The sequence below is a fragment of the Chroogloeocystis siderophila 5.2 s.c.1 genome, from assembly GCF_001904655.1.
GTDB lineage: Bacteria > Cyanobacteriota > Cyanobacteriia > Cyanobacteriales > Chroococcidiopsidaceae > Chroogloeocystis > Chroogloeocystis siderophila.
The window spans coordinates 1-23391 of the sequence record NZ_MRCC01000007.1 but is presented as its reverse complement, the minus strand read 5'-3'; the positions used below and the strand labels follow the sequence as shown (position 1 = coordinate 23391).

General features: G+C 44.1%; 25 protein-coding genes. 9 read left to right on the top strand and 16 right to left on the bottom strand.

All coding sequences use genetic code 11. The features are described from left to right. Positions 1-46 precede the first annotated feature (46 nt). From NIES1031_RS09590 to NIES1031_RS09560, 7 genes are all read right to left on the bottom strand, one after another. Complete coding sequence (locus NIES1031_RS09590; RefSeq protein WP_073549196.1) at positions 47-3646, bottom strand: response regulator; 3600 nt, start codon at positions 3644-3646, stop codon at positions 47-49. Next, positions 3640-4242 carry an urease accessory protein UreG gene (ureG, locus tag NIES1031_RS09585; protein ID WP_073549195.1) on the bottom strand — a complete coding sequence of 201 codons (603 nt, stop codon included), beginning with the start codon at positions 4240-4242 and terminating at the stop codon, positions 3640-3642. The genes NIES1031_RS09590 and ureG overlap by 7 nt, the downstream gene beginning before the upstream one ends. Before the next feature lie 51 nt (positions 4243-4293). Next, a complete protein-coding gene (locus NIES1031_RS09580) occupies positions 4294-4971 on the bottom strand; it encodes an urease accessory protein UreF (RefSeq protein WP_407919490.1) in 678 nt (225 codons plus the stop codon). Positions 4972-5100: 129 nt separating this feature from the next. After that, positions 5101-5532, bottom strand: coding sequence for an urease accessory protein UreE (gene ureE / locus NIES1031_RS09575; protein WP_073549193.1), 432 nt, complete (start codon positions 5530-5532; stop codon positions 5101-5103). Continuing rightward, a complete protein-coding gene (locus NIES1031_RS09570) occupies positions 5529-6692 on the bottom strand; it encodes a quinone-dependent dihydroorotate dehydrogenase (protein WP_218596727.1) in 1164 nt (387 codons plus the stop codon). The genes ureE and NIES1031_RS09570 overlap by 4 nt, the downstream gene beginning before the upstream one ends. Next, positions 6680-7342 (bottom strand): class I SAM-dependent methyltransferase, encoded by a 663-nt coding sequence (locus tag NIES1031_RS09565; protein ID WP_073549391.1) that lies wholly within the window; start codon positions 7340-7342, stop codon positions 6680-6682. Before NIES1031_RS09565 ends, NIES1031_RS09570 begins: the two co-directional genes overlap by 13 nt. 71 nt (positions 7343-7413) lie before the next feature. Beyond that, positions 7414-8100 (bottom strand): phosphoribosyltransferase, encoded by a 687-nt coding sequence (locus tag NIES1031_RS09560; RefSeq protein WP_073549390.1) that lies wholly within the window; start codon positions 8098-8100, stop codon positions 7414-7416. 164 nt (positions 8101-8264) lie between these two features. Between NIES1031_RS09560 and NIES1031_RS09555 the strand changes: the two genes are divergently transcribed. Beyond that, positions 8265-9014, top strand: coding sequence for a uracil-DNA glycosylase (locus tag NIES1031_RS09555; RefSeq protein WP_073549192.1), 750 nt, complete (start codon positions 8265-8267; stop codon positions 9012-9014). Between the two features lie 164 nt (positions 9015-9178). Here the strand turns inward: NIES1031_RS09555 and NIES1031_RS09550 are convergent, their stop codons facing one another. The 3 genes from NIES1031_RS09550 to tyrS all read right to left on the bottom strand — a co-directional run bounded on the left by NIES1031_RS09550 (position 9179) and on the right by tyrS (position 11870). Further along, complete coding sequence (locus NIES1031_RS09550) at positions 9179-9694, bottom strand: hypothetical protein (RefSeq protein WP_236738783.1); 516 nt, start codon at positions 9692-9694, stop codon at positions 9179-9181. 71 nt (positions 9695-9765) lie between these two features. Next, the gene (pyrF, locus tag NIES1031_RS09545; RefSeq protein WP_073549190.1) at positions 9766-10479 is read right to left on the bottom strand and encodes an orotidine-5'-phosphate decarboxylase; all 714 of its coding nucleotides are present in this window, start codon (positions 10477-10479) and stop codon (positions 9766-9768) included. 134 nt (positions 10480-10613) lie between these two features. After that, the gene (gene tyrS / locus NIES1031_RS09540) at positions 10614-11870 is read right to left on the bottom strand and encodes a tyrosine--tRNA ligase (RefSeq protein ID WP_073549389.1); all 1257 of its coding nucleotides are present in this window, start codon (positions 11868-11870) and stop codon (positions 10614-10616) included. Positions 11871-12032: 162 nt separating this feature from the next. On the opposite strand from tyrS, the gene NIES1031_RS09535 reads away from it, so the two are divergent. After that, positions 12033-13955, top strand: coding sequence for a transglycosylase domain-containing protein (locus tag NIES1031_RS09535; RefSeq protein ID WP_073549189.1), 1923 nt, complete (start codon positions 12033-12035; stop codon positions 13953-13955). A 117-nt stretch (positions 13956-14072) separates the two neighbouring features. On the opposite strand, the gene NIES1031_RS09530 is transcribed toward NIES1031_RS09535, so the two are convergent. Further along, positions 14073-14396 carry a DUF1825 family protein gene (locus tag NIES1031_RS09530; protein WP_015188816.1) on the bottom strand — a complete coding sequence of 108 codons (324 nt, stop codon included), beginning with the start codon at positions 14394-14396 and terminating at the stop codon, positions 14073-14075. Positions 14397-14730: 334 nt separating this feature from the next. On the opposite strand from NIES1031_RS09530, the gene NIES1031_RS09525 reads away from it, so the two are divergent. Both NIES1031_RS09525 and NIES1031_RS09520 read left to right on the top strand, forming a co-directional pair. After that, a complete protein-coding gene (locus NIES1031_RS09525; RefSeq protein ID WP_073549188.1) occupies positions 14731-15126 on the top strand; it encodes an NINE protein in 396 nt (131 codons plus the stop codon). Positions 15127-15164: 38 nt separating this feature from the next. After that, the gene (locus NIES1031_RS09520) at positions 15165-15683 is read left to right on the top strand and encodes a ComEA family DNA-binding protein (protein WP_073549187.1); all 519 of its coding nucleotides are present in this window, start codon (positions 15165-15167) and stop codon (positions 15681-15683) included. 86 nt (positions 15684-15769) lie between these two features. Here the strand turns inward: NIES1031_RS09520 and lepB are convergent, their stop codons facing one another. Next, positions 15770-16339, bottom strand: coding sequence for a signal peptidase I (gene lepB, locus NIES1031_RS09515; protein ID WP_015188819.1), 570 nt, complete (start codon positions 16337-16339; stop codon positions 15770-15772). A gap of 143 nt (positions 16340-16482) precedes the next feature. On the opposite strand from lepB, the gene NIES1031_RS09510 reads away from it, so the two are divergent. Both NIES1031_RS09510 and NIES1031_RS09505 read left to right on the top strand, forming a co-directional pair. Further along, entirely contained in the window at positions 16483-16974 is a 492-nt protein-coding gene (locus NIES1031_RS09510) for a molybdenum cofactor biosynthesis protein MoaE (protein WP_073549186.1), read from the top strand. A 110-nt stretch (positions 16975-17084) separates the two neighbouring features. Further along, the gene (locus tag NIES1031_RS09505; RefSeq protein ID WP_073549185.1) at positions 17085-17408 is read left to right on the top strand and encodes a hypothetical protein; all 324 of its coding nucleotides are present in this window, start codon (positions 17085-17087) and stop codon (positions 17406-17408) included. 39 nt (positions 17409-17447) lie between these two features. Here NIES1031_RS09505 and NIES1031_RS09500 read toward each other — a convergent pair whose 3' ends face one another. Further along, entirely contained in the window at positions 17448-17741 is a 294-nt protein-coding gene (locus NIES1031_RS09500) for a DUF2103 domain-containing protein (RefSeq protein WP_073549184.1), read from the bottom strand. Positions 17742-17745: 4 nt separating this feature from the next. Beyond that, on the bottom strand, positions 17746-18039 hold the full coding sequence (gene clpS / locus NIES1031_RS09495) for an ATP-dependent Clp protease adapter ClpS (protein WP_196797589.1): 294 nt from the start codon (positions 18037-18039) through the stop codon (positions 17746-17748). Positions 18040-18442: 403 nt separating this feature from the next. On the opposite strand from clpS, the gene NIES1031_RS09490 reads away from it, so the two are divergent. Together NIES1031_RS09490 and NIES1031_RS09485 are read left to right on the top strand one after the other, a co-directional pair. Beyond that, positions 18443-18682: a hypothetical protein gene (locus tag NIES1031_RS09490; protein ID WP_073549183.1), complete on the top strand. Its 240-nt coding sequence runs from the start codon at positions 18443-18445 to the stop codon at positions 18680-18682. A gap of 1 nt (position 18683) precedes the next feature. Then, positions 18684-19118: a DUF29 domain-containing protein gene (locus NIES1031_RS09485; protein WP_084544296.1), complete on the top strand. Its 435-nt coding sequence runs from the start codon at positions 18684-18686 to the stop codon at positions 19116-19118. A gap of 439 nt (positions 19119-19557) precedes the next feature. On the opposite strand, the gene NIES1031_RS09480 is transcribed toward NIES1031_RS09485, so the two are convergent. Both NIES1031_RS09480 and NIES1031_RS09475 read right to left on the bottom strand, forming a co-directional pair. Beyond that, entirely contained in the window at positions 19558-21603 is a 2046-nt protein-coding gene (locus NIES1031_RS09480; RefSeq protein WP_073549181.1) for an FAD-dependent oxidoreductase, read from the bottom strand. Positions 21604-21831: 228 nt separating this feature from the next. Beyond that, positions 21832-22905, bottom strand: coding sequence for a LacI family DNA-binding transcriptional regulator (locus NIES1031_RS09475; RefSeq protein ID WP_073549180.1), 1074 nt, complete (start codon positions 22903-22905; stop codon positions 21832-21834). A 138-nt stretch (positions 22906-23043) separates the two neighbouring features. Here NIES1031_RS09475 and NIES1031_RS09470 point away from each other — a divergent pair. Continuing rightward, positions 23044-23391 (top strand): hypothetical protein (locus NIES1031_RS09470; RefSeq protein WP_073549179.1); only part of this gene is annotated, 348 nt, incomplete at its 3' end.

Below are 23391 nucleotides of genomic sequence, written 5' to 3'. Positions count from 1 at the left end.
TCCCCCACCGCTAGCTTCAATCAGTAACGCCATAATAGTTAACGTTTTATTGATACAACCAAACACGCATGAGTGATAGCAGTTGCTCGATATCAACTGGCTTAGTAATATAATCTGACGCACCCGCAGCGATGCATTTTTCGCGATCGCCTACCATCGCTTTCGCTGTCAGTGCAATGATTGGTAGAGATTGAAACTGTTGTTGAGCGCGAATTGCTTGCATTGTCTCATAACCGTTCATTTCTGGCATCATTACATCCATCAGGACAATATCAATGTTGGGAGTTTGTTCTAATAGAGTAATTGCTTCTTTGCCATTTTCTGCGAAGAAAACTTGCATTTGATAGCGCTCTAACACGCTTGTGAGTGCAAAAATATTGCGTACATCGTCATCAACAATCAAAACGTGCTTTCCTGTCAATAAATTATCGCGCTGTGTTGGTGGTTCGTGAGGCTTAGGTGCAGGTAAAGCAGCTTGTACGCGGTGCAAAAATAACGCAGTTTCATCTAATAACCGTTCGAGGGAGACACCGAGTTGCAAATCGCTTCCTTGCGGGTGATCCTTAATGACAATCGCTTGTGCAATACGTTTGAGTTCGGTTTCTTCTTGGCGTGTGATTTCGATACCCGTATAGATGATTATTGGTAATTCGCTGCTATACTGCTGTTTAATCGCTTGGATGAGTTCAAATCCACTCATATCGGGTAGCCCTAAATCGAGGATGAGGCAATCAAAATGATGCTGTTGCAGTGCGATTAAGGCTTCTGCACCCGTACCCACAGCCATCACCTCAACATCTTTGTTTTGCATCAACTCGGCAATATTTTGACGCTGCGTGGCGTTATCTTCGATGACAAGGAGATTTTTGACTTGATGTGCGGCGATTTCTTTGATATCAGCGAGAACTTTGGCTAAAGCTTCACTATTAACAGGCTTTTGTACGTAAGCGATCGCCCCAGGAGATAAACTGTAAGTAAAATGTTCGCGTCCCGCAATTGTATGTACTGGAATGCTTTGTGTTTTGGGATGATGCTGTAGACGCTCTAGTAAGGCACTACTATCGAGATCGGGTAAGTTGATATCAACCATAATGCCATTTGGTTGAAACTGCTGGGCTAGCAGAAGTCCATCATTGGCATTTTGGGTTAAGAGAACTTTAAACCCGTGTTCTTGTGCCATATCGAGTAAGACGCGAGCAAAGTTAAGATCGTCTTCAACAATTAACAGCGTGCGATCGCCTTGTTGAATTTCGTTGCGATCGTCTTGAAGGGAGGGGCGAGGAGTGAGGGGCGAGGGATGAGAGATTTTTCTATCTTGTTTGTCTTCTTGTTTTTCCCTCACCTTTGATCTCTGAATTTTGTTTCCTGTATCATTAAGTGGTAAATAGAGCGTAAACGTACTACCTTCGCCTAAACGACTGACAAGCTGAATATCTCCGCCTAAAAGTCGAGCAATTTCGCGGCTAATTGATAAACCTAAGCCAGTACCGCCGTATTTCCGATTTGTTGTACCATCTGCTTGTTGAAACGCTGCAAAAATTAATTCGTGCTTATCTTGTGCAATACCAATTCCGGTATCTTCTACTGCGAAAGCTAACACAGCATCCGCACGATTCAACGATTCTTGCTTAGGGTTCCATCCTTCAGTCGCGACATCAATCTTTAAGCTAACCTTTCCTTGTTCGGTAAATTTAAAAGCATTCGCCAACAGATTTTTTAAAACTTGTTGTAAGCGTTTACCATCGGTATAGATAACATCAGGTAAGCGATCGCGAGCAAACTCGACAGTAAACTCTAGCCCTTTGTCTTGCGCCACTTGCTGGAATGTCCGCTCAATATTGACACGCAAATCGGTTAACGTCAGCGGATTGATATCAACGGACATCGTTCCCGATTCAATTTTGGCAAGATCGAGAATGTCGTTAATGAGTCCGAGTAAGTCTTTTCCTGAAGCATAAATTGTGCGGCTGTATTCTACTTGTTTTTCGGTTAAGTTGCCCGCACTATTATCCGCAAGTAATTTCGCTAAAATTAATAAACTGTTGAGCGGTGTCCTGAGTTCATGGGACATGGTCGCGAGAAACTGCGATTTATATTGCGAAATTCGCTCTAATTCAGCAGCTTTTTCCTCTAAAGACTGTCTGGCGCGATCAACTTCTTCATTTTTTTGTTCTACTTCTTGATTTCGCGCCGCTAGCAATTCAGCTTTTTCTTCAAGTTCTTCGTTGAGTTGCTGCAATTCTTCGTTTGTCTGCTGTAACTCTTCTTGCTGCTGTTCGAGGCGGTAATTGCTGTTTCGCAGTTCTTCTTGCTGCGCTTGAAGTTCGATTGTTAAAGCCTGTGCTTGCTGTAGTAGTTTTTGCGTGCGCGCGTCAGAGGCGATCGTATTGAGGACAATTGCTAGGTTATCACTTGCTTGCTCTAGAAATGTTACTTGCAGTTCGCTTAAGCGGTGTAACGATGCAAGTTCAATAACGGCGCTGACTTGAGAATTAAATACTATTGGTAAAAAAATAATCGCTTGCGGTGTTGCTTCGCCTAAACCTGAACGAATTCGCAGGTAATGACTTGGTACTTCAGTTAGTATAATTTTTTGCTGCGTTAAGGCACATTGTCCGATTAAACCTTCACCTAATTGAAATTTTTGTGGTATTTGTTCTCGATGTGCGTAGCTGCTTAAAAGTCTCAGGAATGGTTTTTCATCGCTAGTATCCATTACATAAAAAACACCTTGTTGGGCATTTACCAATGGAACTATTTCTAATAAAACAGATTCAGCAACTTTCTCGATATCTCTTTGACCTTGAAGCATGAGTGCAAATTTTGCTAAGTTTGACTTGAGCCATGCCTGCTCGTTGTTTTTTAATGTTGTTGTGCGTAAACTCGCAATCATCTGATTAAAAGTACGAGTCAAGACACCGACTTCATCTTGACGATTTTGTTCGGGGACGCTAACAAACAGATCTCCTGCAGCTAGTTTTGTCGCCACCGCCGAAACTTCGGCTAGAGGTTGTGAGATATTTTTACTGAGAAAATAAGCAATTAAAATTAATGTGCCAAAAGCTAGGGGAATTCCCCAGAGGATAGTGTAAATTGTTTGTTGCGTTGCGGCTTGAGCAAGTTGCGATCGCTGTTGTAATAATTCGCGTTCTTCTACTTCTATATCAGCTAAGATTGCACGAATGCGATCCATCAAATCTTTACCCTCATGCGTCAGGATAATTTGCCGTGCGGCTTCAAAACCTTGCGTGTTTTGTAGGGTTAGTGTTTGTTGGATCAGTGCTATTCTGCGATTAACTAACGGTTCTAAAGTAGTAATTCTGTTTTGTTGGCTGGGATTATCTGATGTAAGTTGTCGCAGATCGTTAAGGTTTTGTTCTACAACCGCAATTGCTGCATTATAAGGCTCAAGATAACGTGTATTTCCTGTCAGGATATAGCCTCTTTGTCCAGTTTCGGCATCTTTAATTCTTGAACTGAGATTTTGTAACTTTGTAATAACTCGGTAACTATGATTTTCTCTATGTGACGTGTCGATCAGCTGTACTGTATTGCGATAAGAAACTATGCCAATTGTGCTTAGCATTGTTAATGCCAAAGCAAAACTCGCACCAATTTTTGTCCCTATTTTAAAATTATTCAACATTCCTCACAATTCATTCGCACAAAATTAATAACTGTTACGAGTCCCTCGTGAGTTTTTAAGTTAGTAAAAACAAAAGGTTTATCGCCTCGCATTCGCTTAGCATCGCGTTCCATGACATTAAGATCTGCACCGACAAAAGGTGCTAAATCGATTTTATTAATTACTAATAAATCTGACTTAGTAATTCCTGGCCCACCTTTGCGCGGAATTTTATCGCCAGCAGCAACATCAATAACATAAATTGTTAAATCTACTAATTCGGGGCTAAACGTCGCCGCTAAATTATCGCCCCCACTTTCGAGAAAAACGAGATCAAGATCGTCAAATCGCTGTTCGAGGTGTTCAATCGCGGCTAAATTCATCGAAGCATCTTCGCGAATTGCGGTATGGGGACATCCGCCAGTTTCCACACCTAAAATGCGATCGCTTGTTAATGCTTGCGAACGTACTAAATATTGTGCATCCTCCTGCGTATAGATATCATTTGTCACTACTGCAAGATGATACTGTTGACGCATCGCTTTACACAACGCATCAACTAACGCCGTTTTTCCCGATCCGACAGGTCCCGCGACACCTACTCGAAACGCACTCATAATTAGCGATTAGCAGTTATAAGAATTTCGCTCACTATTCTAAACTTTATACTAACTACGAAATAATCTTGTATACTGGATTTCGTGCGCCATGCTCGCCAGCGATAATCCCCAACTGCAACTACACAAGTCATCGTCACTCAAAGCAAGAATCGCTGTTGCAGCATTCATGAGATTGGGAAATAAATTTAAGATGAGTTGTTGTCCTGCTGTTTGTCCTAGCGGAATCAACTTCACCCCAGCAGTCACAAGATTCGTTGTCCAAGTGTGTAAATATCCTAAAACAACCGATAACAAAGGTTCTATTTCCCAAGAAGCCGCCGCCATCCCAAACGCGATCGCATAATTACAAGGTTCTAGCGTTTCAACTAAAGGCCATACCTGCGGTTGTAATTGTAAGAGCAGTTTAACGAGCGATCGCCCCATTTGCCAACTTGATAAACGTAATTCCTCAGTTTCCCGCGCCGCTGATAGCCAAGAATTCCAATAACTTAAAGCTTCGCTATCTTTCTTTTGTACTGCATGATAAGCGCGTACCATCACAGCAGTTTCTAGGCGAATGGCACCATAACGCAGTTCTTGTTCTAACCAATGTTGTAAGCTTTGTGCATTGCTAATCGTACCTATATCTACAAGTGCTTCGATTCCCTCCGAATAACTATACGCACCTACAGGTAATGCTGGACTTGCAAGTTGCAAAAGATACAATATATGGTCATTTGTCATCAATCGTTTATGGCTAATTGCTAAGTGGGTAAAGGAATGAATTGTGAAGTAACTGTAGCATTCTCTGCCTGCCCCCGAAATCCCAAATTTGGGGGCTGGGGGACAAATTCACTTCAGTAGCGCTGCTCATTGCTAATGATGATGTCCATACGCGCCAATTTCTGGCTGAAACGGTAGCACCGCTTCGTGTACTTGCATTCCGAGTTGTTCTAGCATCGTGCGTAAAACTGGGTCGGGCGACAGCCGCAAATAGTCTTGGGTAACTTCTACGGGTACATGACGATTCCCTAAATGATATGCAGCCTTCAGTAATAATACTGGAGTTGCCGTCACCACAAGCACAGGTTCTGGTTTAGCTATTACCCGCACCACAACACTTGCATCTTCAGCTTGCAGTAAGTCACCATTACGCAGTACCGTACCTCTAGGTAAGCGTAAAAAAACAATTTCATCTTGAGTTTCAAGACGATAGCGACTTCGAGTGCGTTCTTCCGCAGTTAGTGCCAGAGTAAAATCTACGGGAATATCAGTATTCGGTGGCTGACGTTGCGTAAGTGCAATCATAAGTTCTTGGTTGACTGTAATCCTACCGCATCGACAATTGAATTGAGTTTGTGTTCTTCTAATTTAAGCAGCAACCCTTGTAAAATCCGGCGTACCATCCATGGTCCTTCATAAATCCAACCCGTGTAAACTTGTATGAGACTTGCACCTGCAATAATTTTCTCCCAGGCATCTTGCGCAGTAAAGATCCCGCCAACGCCTATGATCGGAAGTTGACCTTGTGTTTGTTGGTAAATAAACCGAATAATTTCAGTAGCGCGATCGCGTACTGGTAAACCACTGATTCCACCAGCTTCTTCGAGAATCGGTTTTCCCGTTTGTGTCAAGATTTTTGTAGTGATGCGATCGCGACTGATTGTCGTATTTGTCGCAATCATTCCCGCAAGTTTGTACCTTTGGGCTATTTCAACGATCGCCGCGATTTCTTCCCATTCAAGATCGGGGGCGATTTTGACGCAAATCGGCTTAGCAGCTTGATTTTCTTGTTGTAATGCATCCAGAATTGAACTGAGTTCTGTGGTATTTTGCAGCGATCGTAACCCTGGGGTATTTGGGGAAGATACATTGACAACAAAATAATCTCCCAAATCTTTAAGTAATCGAAAACTTTCTCGATAGTCAGAAGCTGCGGCTTCTAGTGGAGTAATCTTTGATTTTCCTAAATTCACTCCAATTGGTATCAAATGAGAGGCGTTTTGCAATCGTTTCGCCATCATTGCTGCGCCAGAATTGTTAAATCCCATGCGGTTTAAAGCTGCGTGATCTTGTGGTAAACGAAATAATCGCGGGCGGGGGTTTCCTGGTTGCGCGTGAAACGTGACTGTACCAACTTCCGCAAAGCCAAACCCAAAATTTGACCAAACACTCGCCGCCACACCATCTTTATCAAATCCTGCGGCTAAACCGACGGGATTGGGAAAATCAATTCCCCACAGTTTTTGTGCTAAGCGTTCATCACTCAAACATAATGATTTTTTTAATAAATTTTGCGTTGATGTTGTAACTGGATGATGTGGCGAATTTTCTAGCCAGCTAAGCGCGCTAATTGTTCTTTGATACAACCATTCTGGGTCAGTTTTTAATCCAGTAAATAAGACAGGGCGAATGACGAGTTTGTAGAGATCCCACTCGTGTTTTGAATTCAAGTTTAATCTTGCCACGCTCTTGCTGCTGTCCAGTGTCGATCCGAAGATTGATAAACTTTTACATCGCTCAAATTGGCTTGCTCTATTAAATCACGAACCTCATCTAAAGTAAGCGCAGCATGAAGCGAGTCGCGAAATAATTTCTTTTGTCGTTCGTCGTATTCTGCACCAATGCTTGCAACCAAGGCATCCATTGTTTCGACATCCACAGGGCGAATCAAGTCTCGAATAAATATAGCGCCTTGTGGTTGTAGTACGCGTGCTATTTCATGGAAAAAGCGTAGAGGATCGGGCAAGTGGTGGACTAAGCTATTAGAAATCACCATCTGAAATTTTCCATCAGAATAAGGCATTTTTTTAGCATCAGCAGTTTCGAGAAAAATCTGTTGTTCTAAGCCAGCGTTTTTGACGTGCTGCAAGCCAAGCTGCAACATATTTTGAGCTAAATCAATTCCCCAAATCCGCCATTGCGGACACTTTGCAGCGATTAATATCGGAATTCTGGCTGTCCCTGTACCAACATCCAACACTTTCGCCGGAAAATGAGGTCCTAACTCAATCACACTTTTAGCAAAGGCAGTATTAACTTCTGTAAAGTCCATTGCATCGTATTCTACCGCCTCTTCCCAGCTATCCATCACTTCTGGTTCTAAAACTCGTGGCAGCGTCACTTGATTTTGACTTTGGGAGTGTTTAATTGACATATAACTACTTACTTAAAATACTAAAAATTAACTCACCCCTCACCCCTCACCTCTTCTTTATGTTGCTGTAAATAAGCCAAAGCTTCTTCGGTTTCAACTTGGGGAAATTCGGCGTAGAAGCGACTGACACTCATGAATGATTGCGGTGTTTCCAACACAATGACGCGATCGCCCCACTGTTCCAGCCAAGGAATCAATCCGTGTGGTGCGACTGGCGCACATAATAATATTGCAGCAGGATTTTGAGCTTTTAAAGCTTGCGCGGCGACAGCGATCGTCATTCCTGTCGCAATACCATCATCTACAATAATTGCGATCGCACCTTCAGCGCTCACTTCTGGACAGGCAGGTGTAAGTTGGGCAAGTTGTGCTTGTGCTTTTGCCATCGCTTCTGCTAAAGCGGCTTTTCCTTGACGCGAGTGAGGAATGTAAAATGGCGTTTCCTCAGCCCACAGCACGTTACCATCCGCAGTAACAGCACCAATCGCCAACTCGGGATTCTTAGGATGGCTAATTTTTTTAGCAACTAAGATACTTAAAGGGCAATGTAATAATTGTGCGACTGGCAAACCTACAGGTATACCTCCGCGTGGTAGTGCATAGACAATTGGTTGTGCATCGATGGTTGATAATGGTGGCTGAGTTAAAACAAATGAAATAGTTTGCGCCAACTGTTCGCCGGCATCAATGCGATCGCGAAAAAGAGGAAAATCTGACATGAGTGCGCCTAACACCATAGCGCGACAGTCTTAATTTCTATGATGACTGATTTTAGTTCAGTGTGACTATCCTGAGACCGAACGCACTGTTATAGAATTGAGGGGCAACCGGGATGCTGCGCTTGGCGCAATTGCATTTTATTTAAACTGACGCTATTTCAATCATGACTAGCAGCGAAGAGCAACTTAGTCTTTTTCAAAATCCTACTACTGATTCAGAAGCATCGGCAGCAGCGCAGCCTGAATTAATTCCCACAGACGCTAAAATTCCGATTCCCCCAGGTACGTATTCCGCGATGACGGAAATCGCACAGCATTGCAATGTGTGTCATCGCTGCGGACTTGGCGAAACACGCACGCACGCTGTAGTTGGACGCGGAAATTTGCAAGCACCGATTATGATCATTGGCGAAGCACCAGGGCAAAATGAAGATGAAACCGGATTGCCCTTCGTCGGTAAAGCGGGGCAACTTCTTGATAAAATATTAGCTTCGGTAAAGCTTGATACAGATAATCACATTTATATCTGTAATGTCATTAAATGCCGTCCACCGAACAACCGCGTTCCTACCACTGACGAAATTAGCGCGTGTAAACCTTACCTGCTAGAGCAAATTCGTTTGGTTGACCCGAAAATAATTCTATTTACTGGCGCAACCGCCCTCAAAGGCTTGACAGGCGAAAAGCGCGGAATTACCAAGATTCGGGGAAACTGGATTGAGTGGGAAGGACGTTTATGTATGCCGATTCTCCATCCAGCATATTTATTGCGTAACCCTTCGCGCGAACGTGGTAGCCCTAAATGGCTGATGTGGCAAGATATTCAAGCAGTACGCGCTAAGTTAGATGAAATGCAACATAGTAGAGATCAGGGGTCAGAGGGCGCTAGCGCAGACCTACGGTTCAGGGATTAGGGTTAGAAGCCCTCCGACTCTCTTCAAGGCTACTTCAAACATACAGTCTGCTCAATAAGTTCGCGCCGGTGGACTTTATTTGTTTAGTCACAAATTCATTCGCTAAGCTTGCAACACAAATGACTAGCTTTTAACTCTGATCTCTGACCCCTGATCTTTAACCTCTAAGTTTGACAATCGCGTAACCATGTGCGTATTGCTTGGGCAATAGTACCATTACTACTATCTCTAGGTGGTGTCAGTGGTTGTCGCGAGGGATACAAACCAGTGCGGGAAAACATGATAGCAAGTCGCCAACGACCTTCCGCACGCGTGAAAAATAGCCAGTGAAACTGTTGCAGTTCAACAGGTCTACTATCAATATACTGTCGTTCGAGTGTTGTGATAAAGACTTGTTGCGGCTGTTGTGCGTTAGTTGATTCTACGTCAGGAGTATATTCGCCAGGACCAAGCGTTAAGGGTGCAAACTCAGGGCGTCCAGCAATAATTACGTAAGTATAAATATCAACGCTCGCATCGCGCCGACGAGTACGTTGACTAATCCGATTCGCATAGCTTGGTAAAGCTGGTAATAGTTGTGCGGTTAATGTTTCCACATCTTCGGTTTGGCACTGCGGCGATCGCTTAGCAAATCCTACTGATTGTTGAAAGTACGTGTTATCTACTGGCTTTATTCCCACGAGTTCTAGGTTGAAGCTATAAGCAAGCAAGTATAAAGCGTAAATCGAAAGATGCAGCCTTCTCACTGCTATCATGACGCTGCTAACTCGTCACAAATGCGTGCCCACGCACTTTTTGGGTCTTCAGCCGCCGTAATTGGACGCCCAATCACAAGATAATCGGCTCCAGCTTTAAGTGCTTTCACGGGAGTGAGCGATCGTTTTTGATCTCCCCCTTCTGCCCAAAGGGGTCGTACTCCAGGACACACTAACACAAAGTCGTCACCGCAAATTTGACGTAAATGCCCGACTTCTTGCGGCGAACAAACAGCACCATCTACACCTGCGGCTTGGGCTAACAGCGCCATTTGTAGCGCATATTCAGGTAACTCTAGCGGAATTTTTAAATCAAATGCCAGTTGTCGCGCTGAAATACTCGTCAGGAGTGTAATCGCTAGTACTTTGGCAGGTATCACATCGGCTGAGGTAGCACCTTGCTGTATCGCCTGATGTGCGGCGGCGATCGCTTCTTTTCCTGCTGTGGCGTGAATGGTGAGCAAATCCACTCCATAACGCCCCACCGCCCGACACGCGCCTGCCATTGTGTTAGGAATATCGTGAAACTTCAGATCCAAAAAAATCCGCTTTTGCTGGTTTTTCAGTCTTTCTAAGATACCTGGACCACTATTGACAAAAAGCTCTAAACCAACTTTCCAGAAAGTAACTTCTGGTAATGTTTCGAGTAAAGCGATCGCTTCAGCTTCGCTGGCGACATCTAAAGGCACAATAATGCGTTCTGGGGACATTGATAGAGTTCAGGGTTCAGAGGTCGGGGGTCAGGGGAGTAGCGGATAGTTGGGTAGGTGGGTTGTAGGGTAGTAGGAAAATCGTATCTTAATCTCGCCTACACTCCTACTCTTTCACTAGCCACTCAATTTAATCACGGTACTAAGCGGACAAACTTATTTTTTCCCACTTGTAAAACTTTTTCGTACAGTTGTTCGGGTTTTTCAAACGCTAAGTCAAGTTGCGTAACGCGATCACTATTCAATCGCACCGCACCGCCTTGAATTTGTCTGCGAGCATCGGAACTGCTTTTACACAATTTACTTGCACTCAGAATATAAAACAACTTCGCTGGAAACTCTACCTGTGATAAAGAAAATTCTGGAACAGCAGATGTATCCGTTGTTGCACCTTGAACCAGCGACATTGCGGTTTGCTGTGCTTTTGCGGCAGCTTCTTGACCGTGAAATTGAGCGACGATATTTAATGCTAAGAGCTTTTGGCGATCGCGCGGGTTTTCTGGTAAAACGTCTAAAGGTAAATCCGTCAACAACTCAAAGTATTGTTCCAGCAGATGATCGGGAATTTTTTCTAACTTGGAATACATTGTCAGTGGATCATCGGATAAACCAATGTAGTTTCCCAAAGACTTAGACATTTTCTGAGTTCCATCAGTTCCGATGAGAATTGGCATTAGTACGCCGAACTGCGGGGGAAACCCGAAGTGACGTTGCAAATCTCGACCTACCGCAATATTAAACTTTTGGTCTGTCCCCCCTAATTCCACATCAGCTTCGACCGCCACCGAATCATACCCTTGCATAATCGGGTACAAAAACTCGTGTAAGTAAATGGGATTTTCTTGGGCATAACGTTCTGCAAATCCCTCTTTAGCTAACATCTGACCCACAGTCATCGTGGAAAGTAACTCTAAAATTTTCGCCAAATCCAACTTAGAAAGCCACTCGGAGTTGTAGCGAACTTCTAACCTACCTGGCGTGTCAAAATCTAAAATAGGACGCAACTGATTCAAGTATGTTTTAGCATTTTGTGCCACAATTTCATCACTCAGTTGCCGACGGACTTCTGATTTACCTGTTGGATCGCCAATTTTTGCAGTAAAATCGCCAATAATGAGTACTGCTGTATGCCCCGCATCTTGAAAAGCTCGGAGCTTTCTATAAGGAATACTATGACCAAGGTGAATATCGGGACTCGTAGGATCGATACCCAGTTTGACGCGCAAAGGTCGATGCGTATCTGTCAAGCGTTTTTCGAGGTTTTCCAGCGGATCGTCCGAATGCACTTGTTCAGGAAAAATCTCGCTGACACCACGGCGTAGCCACGTAAAATTTTTTACAGCATTATCAGTCGTCGGTTGAATTTTGGTTTCTCCTTGGCTTTGCGTCATACTAGGAACTTGATAGCTAAACTGGTCTTCATATAATTGATTCGGGATCGCGTGTATTCTCATCCGCTCAGGTGTCAGATTACTATAAATTACAAAAAATAGTTGTTTTTAGCGCATCACTCAATTTCAACCCTTGTCTACAAGTGAGGAAGTTAAACCGCCGTGTCTTCTAGTATTGTTCATAAAAAACAACAACGAGCCTCTTCACCCAGTTATCAGTTTGTCAAAGAAGTCGGTCAGGTAACTGGCGGTACACTATTGGCAATTACAATGCTGACGAGTGCTGTTGTAGCTGGGGGATTAATTGGGTTAGCAACTAGTTTCCGCAACCTACCCGATGTCAGAGCTTTACGTAACTATTTTCCCTCAGAAACGTCTTATATTTACGACATCAAAGGTAGATTGCTTGCCAGCATTCACGGCGAAGCAAACCGCGAAGTTGTTCCCTTAGACCGCATTTCGCCAGACCTCAAACGCGCTGTTATGGCGATCGAAGATAGCCACTTTTATTATCATCATGGTATCAATGTTGGCAGTGTTGGTCGGGCGTTACTGGTAAACTGGCAACGCGGTGCTGTCGCGGAAGGTGGTTCTACCGTCTCGATGCAGTTGGCAAGAAATATTTTCTTGACGCAAGAGCGGAAATTTAGTCGCAAAGTTGCCGAAGCTGTCTTAGCCGTTCGCCTTGAACAAGTTCTGAGTAAAGAAGAAATTTTAGAGTTGTACCTCAACCAAGTTTATTGGGGACACAACAACTACGGCGTCCAAACCGCAGCCCGAACGTACTTTAATAAATCAGCCGCGAATCTTAACTTGGCTGAAGCCGCGATGATGGCAGGTTTGATTCAAGCCCCAGAGCAATATAGTCCGTTTAATAGCATGGAACAAGCAAAACAACGCCAGGAAATTGTGCTTAATCGAATGTTGCAGTTGGGTTGGATTACACCAGAAGAAGAAGCCGCAGCGCGTAACACGGAAATTAAACTCGGTCGCATCCGCTCGTTTCAAGGTAGTGCGATGCCTTATGTCACAAATGCAGCCGCGCAAGAATTAGCGAAACGCTTTGGTCGCGATGCGGTACTCAAAGGTGGAATGCGCGTACAAACGACTGTCGATGCTGATATGCAGCGGATGGCAGAAGAAACTGTCACAACTTGGCATAAACGAATTCGCGCCCAGGGCGTCAACGGCGATCAAATGGCATTAGTTGCGGTCGATCCGCGAACTCAGTTTATCAAAGCTCTCGTTGGTGGTGTCGATCCCAGAAAAAGCGAGTTTAACCGCGCGACTCAAGCACAGCGTCAACCTGGGTCAGCCTTTAAACCATTTGTCTATTACGCAGCGTTTGCTTCTGGGAAATATACTCCTAACTCGATCGTAGAGGATACTCCAGTCAGCTATAACGACGGTAGTACGCAACTTTACACGCCGAAAAACTACGACAACACCTTCCAAGGACCAATGTCAATTCGCAGAGCCTTAGAAGTTTCGCGAAACATTCCAGCGATTAAAATTGGACGTGCAGTTGGACTAAATAAAGTGATTGAAATTTGTCGGGTTCTGGGAATAAATAGTCCAATGGAGCCTGTCATTTCATTACCCTTAGGCGCAATTGGCGTTACACCGCTCGAAATGGCTAGCGCTTATGCAACATTTGCTAATTATGGTTGGCACTCGCCGCCGACCGTGATCGTCCGTGTAAGTGACAGTAGTGGTAATGTATTACTCGACAATACACCCAAACCGCAACTTGTACTCGATCCCTGGGCAGCAGCATCGCTGACTAGTGTGATGCAAGGAGTTATTACCAACGGTACTGGTAGAGCAGCACAACTTGACCGTCAAGCTGCTGGTAAAACAGGAACAACCTCTTCAGAGCGTGACATTTGGTTTGTCGGTTATGTACCACAGCTAGCAACTGCGGTTTGGGTAGGAAACGACAATTATCGCCCCTTAGGTAAAGGCTCGACTGGTGGTGGTTTTGTTGCACCTGTATGGCGTGACTTTATGCAGAAAGCTTTAAAAGATCAACGAGTAGAGTATTTCCGCTCGCCTTCGCAGTTTCAACGCCCTAGTGCTAACTAATAGCGCGAAGAGGAGTTAAGGATCAGGTGAAAAACAGAAAAAGTTAAAGTTAAACTCAGTAGGCTTTGCGTAAAGGTTAATTTTCTGATTTCTGACCTCCGACCCCTGATCCCTATTTTATGGCTGTTTGTCGACTTCTGCTTTCATCCGTTCCAGGGTTAGATTCATCTGGTCAAACATCTGCTGTGGTGTCATCCCAAACTGTCCTAACTGCGTTTGTAGTTGCTGCGCCGTCATTTGAGCCATAAAGTCTTCTGACAGTTCAAATCGCTTCATAAAAATGCGATAGCGTTCCATCAGAGCTTCCATTTGCTCAATAAACATCTTTTTGCCTTCGCGGTCAAACTTGCCGTAGTTCTGACCAAGTTTGATTAAGGCTTGGTAATCTTCAAAAAGCTGCTTGGCTTCTTGTTGAACAATCTCAGAGTCAAAAAATCCCATGGCACTTATGTTCAACTGAGTGCTATCACTCAGGAGACTTTACTGTTGCATTTGGTATTATTCTAGTCTAGACTCAAATGCTACACTTCATCGTATTGTTGTCGAGATTTCAACACTTGACATCAAGCTCATTATTGTGTCTGGTGATCGCAGCTATCTCTACTTTTTGTGTGTTAAAACAATCAATATTTATCATAAAGAAGAGATCTGAAAAAAATTGCTGAGTTACACTTGCTTGCAGCAAAAACAAAGCCAACACTAGCGCCGAAACATCAAGCGATCCAGCATTCGCTTCGTTAAGAATGAGCGTGGCTACCGTGGAGTTGAACTGAATATGTTAGGTAAACTGAAAAGTAGAAAAATTGCCGCACTTTTGGCTTTTAGTGGAACAGTCATACCGATCGCCGGTTTACATAAGTTCTATCTAGGACAACCGCTGTGGGGCGTATTGTATTTACTTCTATCATGGACGCCAATTCCGCGCGTCGCAAGTGCAATTGAAGGCGTTTGGTATCTAGCTCAAGATGAGGAGGAATTTGACCGGAATTTTAATAACTCTGAAGGAAATATCGAAGTTTTTGCGGCGACACCAAATCAATCAGCAACTCCTCATCGTGTAAGTGTGATCGCCGATGCGTTACGTCAACTCGACGATCTACGTCAAGATGGATTGATTTCTGAGTACGAATTTGAACAAAAACGCCGCCAATTGTTAAATAAAATTGTTTGAATAGAGATAGGCTTCACAAATAAAACCCTGACTCCACCATGCTTCAGAACTGGTTGCAGTCTCAGACAATCCGCACCAAGCTCCTCAATGACCCATACTACCGCATGGAGTCGCTAGCTGAGATTGCGATCGCCGCTGCGTTAGGTATCCGCATCGATGTCAATCAAGCGAGTGTTGATGATTGGTTAAGACTACCAGGAATCTCTATTCATCAAGCGCGATCGCTCGTAGAATTACGTCGCAGTGGCGTTCAATTTTACTGTATCGAAGATATTGCAGCCGCATTGAATATGCCGTTGCAACGACTGAAGCCTTTGGAAGTTGTGCTGAAGTTTTGCTACTACGACGAAGAACGCTATCTACAATCGCTAGTCAACCCCAATACAGCTACAGTTGAAATGCTCGCACAAATTCCAGTTATTGATCGGACACTAGCAGCAGCTATAGTACAAAATCGCACATCCTCAGGACCATACCGCAATCTTGTAGACCTGCAACGGCGTTTGTCATTAGCTGGAGTCACAATTAGCAAGTTAATGCATTATCTGTGTTTTTGATAATAATCCTAGTTGACAGAGTTAGGACGTTATAGAAGCTCATCATTATTTCTCAAACTAGAGCTTAACCTAACCTCTGCTATAACTTACACAAATCCACTACGCTTCAAAGGCCAAAATCGAAAACAAGCGTGTCCGATGATATTTTCGCGTGGTAAAAAGCCCCAAACGTGAGAATCATTACTATCGTTACGGTTGTCTCCCATCACAAAAAACTCGTTTTCCGCCACCTGCTGGGGTCCCCATTGATACTTAGGAGGCTCAGCAATATAATCTTCAGTTAATGGCTGATTATTGAGATAGACCTTGCCATTCGCGACAGCTACGATATCGCCAGGTTTACCAATCACGCGCTTAATAAACGCTTGGTCTTTGGCATAACCCATCGTTTGTAGTTTTGGCGGCGGTTCAAAAACGATAATATCGCCGGTCATTGGCGGATGCAGCCAGTAAGAGACTTTTTCGACAACTAAGCGATCGCCCATGTGTAACGTCGGTAGCATTGAATCGGAAGGAATGTAGCGCGGTTCCGCCACAAACGTTCTGATCAAGAATGCTAAAACTAAGGCAATCAGAATTAAAATCAAGTTTTCCTTCTGGTTGTGCCATACTCGCAACCAAAAAGATTCTGGAGAGTTACTTTCTTTTGAGGTCATAAAAGTCTGCTAAAGCCTCTATTCCAAATCAACACTTTGATTATTGTGACGATAAATGAGGTTGGAAGCTAGGGGCGAGGTTAATTGTCCAGGATTCGGCGCGATTTGTAATAATTTGTGAATAAGCTTAATCGCGATGAATAATGAATCAATTGACTTCATCTTTTACCGCCCCGATTCCTCAGCAAGCTGAAGATAGCTTTGCAATTACCTTCGCGCCTTTATCACTTGCAGAAGTTTATGCGCTTGCAGATGACGCCGCGAATGGGGCGATCGTTGTCATGAGTGGGATGGTGCGCAATCAAACCGACGGTAAGCCAGTCGTATCTTTAGAGTATCAAGCCTACGAACCGATGGCGATGCAAGTATTCCGCCAAATTGCTGCTGAAATTCGTAAAACTTGGTCTGATGTCAATCGAGTCGTGATTCATCACCGCGTTGGACGCTTACACGTTGGTGAAATTAGCGTACTTGTGGCGATTGGTTGTCCGCATCGGTCGGAAGCATTTGAAGCTTGTCGCTATGCGATTGATACCCTCAAGCACAACGCCCCAATCTGGAAAAAAGAACACTCTCCAGATGGTTCAAGTAGCTGGGTTAGTATCGGTGCGTGTGAAACACAATCAGATTGTTAGCGCAAGGCTCTTAACACTCGTTCATAATATTGAGGTTTGTAACTATTTTTGTATACCAAGACACTAATCCTTTAGACTGATTTGCGATTGGATTATTAATATACAACTATATGCAAATACTCCACTCTGTTTGGCACGATGTCATCCTATCGCTTTCTTTCTTGGCTAGTGTTGTTGGTTTAGTCTTGCTAGCTAAAAAAAATCAAGCACAAGTCGAAGAGTTAGAAGAAACTGAACTCATTTTGTTTAGAATGAGCTTTGCTTACTGGCTGGTATATTGTATTGCTTGTGTTGCACAAAAGCTGATTCTTCCAGATTGGGAAATTTCAACGCTTAGTGTCAAATTAACCGCAGCGTTGTCTTATTTTCTAACGTTTGCTTGCATTATTTGTTTGCCATTGCATCGAGTCGCAGTCAGACAAGTCGAAGAATAGCTATTTCACAACAAAACTTGTTTAATACCAATAATAAACTTATTTAGTTAAAGCGATCGCGATCACATCCTCAAGCTTATCCTGGCTCAATGTAGTCAGGATAAATACTTCTTGTACAGTTTTACCTTGGCGAACAATGATTTTAAATCCTCCCCGAATGGGGACAGAGACTCGCAGTTGCATTCGGGGAATGTGACCTTTGACCCGCCCAATAACTCCTGGAGTAATGGTTTGTATACCTTCAACTTTGGTGAGGCGGTCTAAAACAGGAATTAAACCAGGAATATGCGTGGAGTGGTTTAATACCAATCTGCCACTAGCGGGATTATTCATTAAATTATGCTGCCTCTAGTGGTGCCATTGTTAAATCTGCACGTCGCAATTGCTGGTGATAAAGTTCTGCTTGTTCTAATGGACCTACCCAAACGATCGCTTGACCTTCGTAATGGATTTGGTTTGTGAGTTCCCAGGCGCGATCGCTTGTCATTCCAGGAATGTATTTCGCAAGACACTCCGCTACGTGCTGAAACGTATTAAAATCATCATTCAACACGATGATTTTGTAGTTAGGATACAACTTTGGCGTAACTTGACTCGATTTCTCAGGAGCTACTGTTGGTGAGGCTGCCATCGCGTAAACACCTGTTGCAAATCTCATAGTCATAAGCTAGCTGAATGTATTTTCAAAGAAGTACATTTTAAGTACCTAGTTTAACTAAAATTTAGAGGAGAATGCGTTGTAGTTGTAGTATAAGTATTTAAATAGTAGAAATCTAAAGCTTTCCTCCCAACTATATAGATTTCCATAATAAAGTAAATAATAACATAATTCACTCAAAGAGCTAGTCGCGGTTGAGAAACTAAAACCTGCTATTGCCCAACATCTACAGCTAGCCGAAGGCAGATTGGTAGAGATTTACGTGCCTAATGATAATAAAATCAATGGTCGTTGGGGACGGACTGCTGCCGTTACAGCATACACTATCGAGGTATGGCTGCGCGATGTAGATCCGATGATCATGCAGAAGTAGACCTTGAAATATCAGCAACTTATCCCCTTACCCTTAGAAAAAGAGCCACAATTAAAGAAAGTATGTGTTCGCGCAGCGTGGGCTTTGCCCAATCGCGTTTCTTGTCTGCGGCAGCGCAATTTAGATCCTTTTGAAGAAGTAGAAATCCTCAATCTGCTAGAACGACCTGTAGTGCTGACGCCGACTAAGTTGGAATACCTTGCACATATTGAAAAGCGTTATGGAATCGCGCAAGACCAATAACATGACTTCAACTCTTTACGAGCAGGATTATTATCTGTGGTTGGAAAAAACCAGCAGTTTGTTGCGAGATGGCAGGCTGTCTGAGTTGGATATTCCCCATTTGATTGAAGAAATTGAGGACATGGGAAGGAGTGAGAAAAAGGCAGTTAAAAGCAATCTGATTATTATTCTCATGCACCTGCTCAAATATAAATATCAGCCTGAGAAGCGAAGCAATAGCTGGTTGTTGACTATATTTGAACACCGCCGTCGCCTGAGGGATGATTTTGCGGATAGCCCCAGCCTCAAGCGTTACTTCGATGAAGTATTTGAGCAATGCTACAAGGACGCGCGGATCTCAGCAGCTATTGAAACTGGTTTACCAACTGAGACTTTCCCAAAACAATCTCCGTTTACTCCTGAAGAAGCTTTAAACGCTGACTACTTACCAGAGTAAAGCAGCCATTAAATGCAATCGCGTACGACTAAAGCTTTCTATTCTTAGAAACTGAAGCATTATCTGCAATTTTTGCTTGAACCGTATCAAACTCTATCTAGATATTCTCAATTGGACGCGGTTGTGCTTCTTTTGCCCGCTTAATCCGCGAGTAATAATTTCATTAGCTTTCTTCAGTTCCTCTACGGTTGGCAAATCGGCTTGGGTTTCTGGTTCCAACTTCAACAAATTGCTCTTAAGTATAGAAAAATGTACAAAGCTTAACGGGCTTAACAAAGATGATTCCTTTTATTTTACCTATTACCTGCTTACAAGGCACTTTCAACCCAGTGTTACTGCATGCCTCTGCTCAGGTTGGTCAAATTGAACTGATAATCACAGGCAAAGTTTTGTCCCTGTTTTGAACCTGACCCCCGACCTCTGACCCCTGACCCCTAAATTACTGCCAATCTTCCCAAGCTTCATTAAAAATCGAAGTATCAGGGAAAGCTGTAGGATTGTTATTTTGTGCTAGGCGGCGCTGTAAAGCTTCAAGCTGCGGTTCAGGGAAAGGTAATCTGGCGACGAGTTGATAGGGGGCGATCGCTCTTTCCAATGCAAAAGCAGCGGTAGTTCCAGCGGCAGCACCAGCAGACCATTCAAAAGAATGTACGCGATAGGCAGCCGCCGCAATATGACTTACAGCAATACTTTTTCCCGACACGAGTAAGTTATCAATTTGCTGGGGAATCATTGCCCGCAGGGGAATTTGAAAAGGATATGCTTGACCTGCACCGAGACGTTCACCAGGGCGCTCGATATTACCAGGAAGTTCCGCAGGGCTTTGGAGCATACAAGGATGGAAATCAATTGCATAGTGACCGATACCAACAGCATCAGGATAAATCGTAGAGCGCGTTCGCCGCATCACATCTCTAGGAGGAATCGTTCCTGCAATCACCGATGCAGCTTCCAAACCCGCTAATGCAGCTTTGAGACTACGATAGCTTTGTGGTGATAAAACCAAGCGATAGTAACTATCACTATAGTTACGACGAGAAATATCAATTTCTGATATAGTAAAACCTTGAGGATAGGCTAGGGTAGGTCTTCCTAAAATCCGGCGTCCTTCTCGCATATAAGGATACTTAGATAATCCGTGCGCTGTTCCCATTGGCGAATCAAGTCCTGCGAGGTAGCGATTATTTGGGTGCGGTTCCTTCACACCAGGACCAAGTTGCGAATCGGTCGTTCCCGCAACAAGCCAGTGAAAAAAGCCTTTGGCGTGTTCTTCACCTTTACGCAAAGTTTCTACCCGTAAGCCACCCAGCCAACCACCAGGTTGCAACTGTCCTGTAGATTGTAGTTGGTTGCGCGTATAAACTAAGTTGTCAGCAGCAGTACCAGGGCGGTAGTCATTACCCCAAGTCCAGTTTTGCATCGAGATATCGCCTGGAGTGGGGGCAGTAAACGAAATCCCACCAAAGCGCATATCTTCGCCTTGGCGTGGACTCCAAATACGACGGTAGGTAAAGACTAAGGGAAAGCTTGCTAGTCGTGGTAACTCATAACTGTAATAACTGGCATACTGTTGATAAAATGGTGGTTCTACGTGTCTTTGCGGCTGTTGGGTTGCCTCCATTGCAAAGGTGTAAGTAAAACCTTGCGTGCAATAAGGATCGTTTGTCGCGCTAGAAGAAGAAGGTTCGAGATGAGAACGCGGATCGATACCTAAGCGATAAGGAACATCTGCTAGCGCAATCAGTTCGCCCGTTTCCGTTGCATCAATTACGTACCAATTAGGAACAGAAGCAGACTCACCCCTCACCCCTCGCCCCTCACTCCTTTTTGTAGCAGGGACAAATCGCACAATATTTTTGGTAAACAAGCGCGAGTTTTGATAGCTATAGGCATCAGCAATTGTTTGCGATAGCGGATAGGTATTGAGTACTGGCGCACCATTGGCAGGTTGATGCTGAATGGCGATCGCACTTTGAATGCGTTTTTCTGCGCCCATTTGGGCTGTTTGTAAATCTTTAATGACGGTTGAAGGAAACCATTTAAACTGTCCTCGACCTTTCCTTGCAGCATCACGCAACATCTCTGAGAGGATAACGTGACCATCACGCGGTAAAAAGCAAGAATCACTTACCCAACAGTCACCAGGATCTAACTTGCCGTACTTTCGTTCAATGCGCCGACGTAACTCTAAATAACCGCGCGAGTAAAATAACTGCCTGCGTTGAGTGGCACGTTCGTCAAGTGCGGAGGTTCCTTGTGCGGAAATTTGTCCTCCTACCCAATCAGTAATTTCGGTTACACAAACAGTTCTTCCGGCTAGCAAGGCTTCATATGCTGTCGCCACGCCCGCCAGTCCCCCTCCAGCAACTAATAGTTCGCACTCCACTGTTTGATCCGGAGTTCGAGGTGGTGTCGCAAAGGCAATTGGAGGAAAAGAGGTAATGAAAGTTGAAAGTAAAGTCAGACTAACAAGCGATCGCTTCATATTTTAGGTAGCTTGGCTCCATAAGTCTAAGTAGCTTCTAGACGTTACCACCCTGAAAATGGCCATCGCAAGCAATTGAAGAAAGAAGTTAGAGATCAGAGGTCAGAGAAGGAAAAAGAAACTGATTTGTGTGAAGGGGCGCTTTAGTGCTGATATATAAGCCATTAATCTGCATCCTGCTTTCCAAAGTATGCTTCCCTGATCTCCGACCCCCGATCCCTGACCTCTCTAGACAGTTGGTGCAACTCCTGACGATTCGCGTACCACAAGTCTTGTTCCCAAAACTTTGGAAGTTTTCGTTACTGATTTACTCAATAATAATTCCGCTGCTAGTACTCCTTTTTCAACCAGTGGTTGCTGGACTGTTGTGAGTCTTGGGCGAATTTGCCAAGCTAAGGGAATATCATCAAAGCCTACGATTGACAAATCTTCTGGCACTTTTAAACTCATTTGCTGTGCAGTGCGCAAAGCACCAAAAGCTAAGATATCACTCATCGCTAAAATGGCAGTTGGTCGAGGCTGGCGTTGCAACAAAGTCATAGCTACTTCCCGCGCATGATTCTCGTCGTTGCGACACTCGTAAATCGGCACTTGGCTAAAGTCAATTCTTGCCTCTTCCAGCGCATCGCGGTAGCCTCGCAGCCGTAGCTTGGTTATTTGGTGCGTACAGTGTTCGAGTCGTTGAGCGTCTACTAAGCCAACATACAAGTCAGATCGTAACTCCATCGCCATGATGGCAAATTGCTTGTGGTGGAAACTTAACAAGTGTGTTGCAGCTTTTCGTGCAGCTTGGCGATCGTCAATCCCAACTGAAGGGACATTTTTTAACGAAGGCTGATCGACGGCGACAACTGGTAGCTGACGGTCTAAAACGCGTACGAGTGCTTCGCTGTCATCGGGGAGATTGTAAATAATAAACCCGTCTACTGTTGCTTGCTCAATTGTCTTTTGTGCTGCATCGCTTTCAAGTGTGGGTACGATGAGCAAACTTGCTTTGACGCGTTCGCAAACTCTTGAGACTCCTCTTAAAAACGCGATCGCTGCTAAGTCATTGAATGCATACGGTAGCGATTCACCAAAGACTAAGCCAATTGCACCTGTTTGCCCTGTCCGCAGCATCCGCGCCATTGGGTTGGGACCTGGATAGCCCATTTCCTTGGCTGCTTCTAGAATCTTATCGCGCAGTTCTGGCGAAAGTTGATCCGGTCGATTGAAAGCATTTGATACCGTTGTCCGCGAAACTCCGACAGCTTGAGCAATATCCTGAAGTTTGATGGATTTTCTTGCTTTGTCGTGTTCCATGCATTTTTTGAGATACTATTCGTCGTTTTGCCTGTAATTGAAACACACTTTTACTTGATCGATCAAGAAAAGTTGTTACAATGGTTAACGTAAACAATCTGAATCGATTCAGAAAGCAAAGTAAATTAGTGAGAGTGTATGAATTACCAACAGTGGCTCAATTACAGAGAACAAGAACTGCTAGTTCCTCGGTCAAAGCCTGCATCGAAATCCACGCAAAGTCAATTCAATTTGTTGCTCAATCGCCTGGGGCGTTATTTCTCCAAGTTGTTCGCGTTTAGCAATGAGCCTCAAGTTCGAGAAATCATTGATGATGGCAAAATGCAGTGGCGAGTTTACGATCCCGAAAGCGATCGCACATTGCAACTCAACTCACCACAAGAAGTTTCCATTTGGTTAGAAGAACGCTACCACAATCGTCAGCGACACAATAGGTCTCTTGCAAAAGTCGGTCAAACTCACCTAGCTTTTGGGAGACGAAGCTCG

Coding starts and splice junctions, on each gene's coding strand:
- NIES1031_RS09560 (WP_073549390.1), bottom strand. CDS start 8,100: ATGTCAGATTTTCCTCTTTTTCGCGATCGCATTGATGCCGGCGAACAG.
- ureE (WP_073549193.1), bottom strand. CDS start 5,532: ATGATTGCACTTACGCAACGTCAGCCACCGAATACTGATATTCCCGTA.
- NIES1031_RS09520 (WP_073549187.1), top strand. CDS start 15,165: ATGCTTCAGAACTGGTTGCAGTCTCAGACAATCCGCACCAAGCTCCTC.
- NIES1031_RS09505 (WP_073549185.1), top strand. CDS start 17,085: ATGCAAATACTCCACTCTGTTTGGCACGATGTCATCCTATCGCTTTCT.
- pyrF (WP_073549190.1), bottom strand. CDS start 10,479: ATGTCCCCAGAACGCATTATTGTGCCTTTAGATGTCGCCAGCGAAGCT.
- NIES1031_RS09555 (WP_073549192.1), top strand. CDS start 8,265: ATGACTAGCAGCGAAGAGCAACTTAGTCTTTTTCAAAATCCTACTACT.
- lepB (WP_015188819.1), bottom strand. CDS start 16,339: ATGACCTCAAAAGAAAGTAACTCTCCAGAATCTTTTTGGTTGCGAGTA.
- NIES1031_RS09590 (WP_073549196.1), bottom strand. CDS start 3,646: ATGTTGAATAATTTTAAAATAGGGACAAAAATTGGTGCGAGTTTTGCT.
- NIES1031_RS09525 (WP_073549188.1), top strand. CDS start 14,731: ATGTTAGGTAAACTGAAAAGTAGAAAAATTGCCGCACTTTTGGCTTTT.
- clpS (WP_196797589.1), bottom strand. CDS start 18,039: ATGGCAGCCTCACCAACAGTAGCTCCTGAGAAATCGAGTCAAGTTACG.
- NIES1031_RS09475 (WP_073549180.1), bottom strand. CDS start 22,905: ATGGAACACGACAAAGCAAGAAAATCCATCAAACTTCAGGATATTGCT.
- NIES1031_RS09485 (WP_084544296.1), top strand. CDS start 18,684: ATGACTTCAACTCTTTACGAGCAGGATTATTATCTGTGGTTGGAAAAA.
- NIES1031_RS09510 (WP_073549186.1), top strand. CDS start 16,483: ATGAATCAATTGACTTCATCTTTTACCGCCCCGATTCCTCAGCAAGCT.
- NIES1031_RS09480 (WP_073549181.1), bottom strand. CDS start 21,603: ATGAAGCGATCGCTTGTTAGTCTGACTTTACTTTCAACTTTCATTACC.
- tyrS (WP_073549389.1), bottom strand. CDS start 11,870: ATGACGCAAAGCCAAGGAGAAACCAAAATTCAACCGACGACTGATAAT.
- ureG (WP_073549195.1), bottom strand. CDS start 4,242: ATGAGTGCGTTTCGAGTAGGTGTCGCGGGACCTGTCGGATCGGGAAAA.
- NIES1031_RS09500 (WP_073549184.1), bottom strand. CDS start 17,741: ATGAATAATCCCGCTAGTGGCAGATTGGTATTAAACCACTCCACGCAT.
- NIES1031_RS09530 (WP_015188816.1), bottom strand. CDS start 14,396: ATGGGATTTTTTGACTCTGAGATTGTTCAACAAGAAGCCAAGCAGCTT.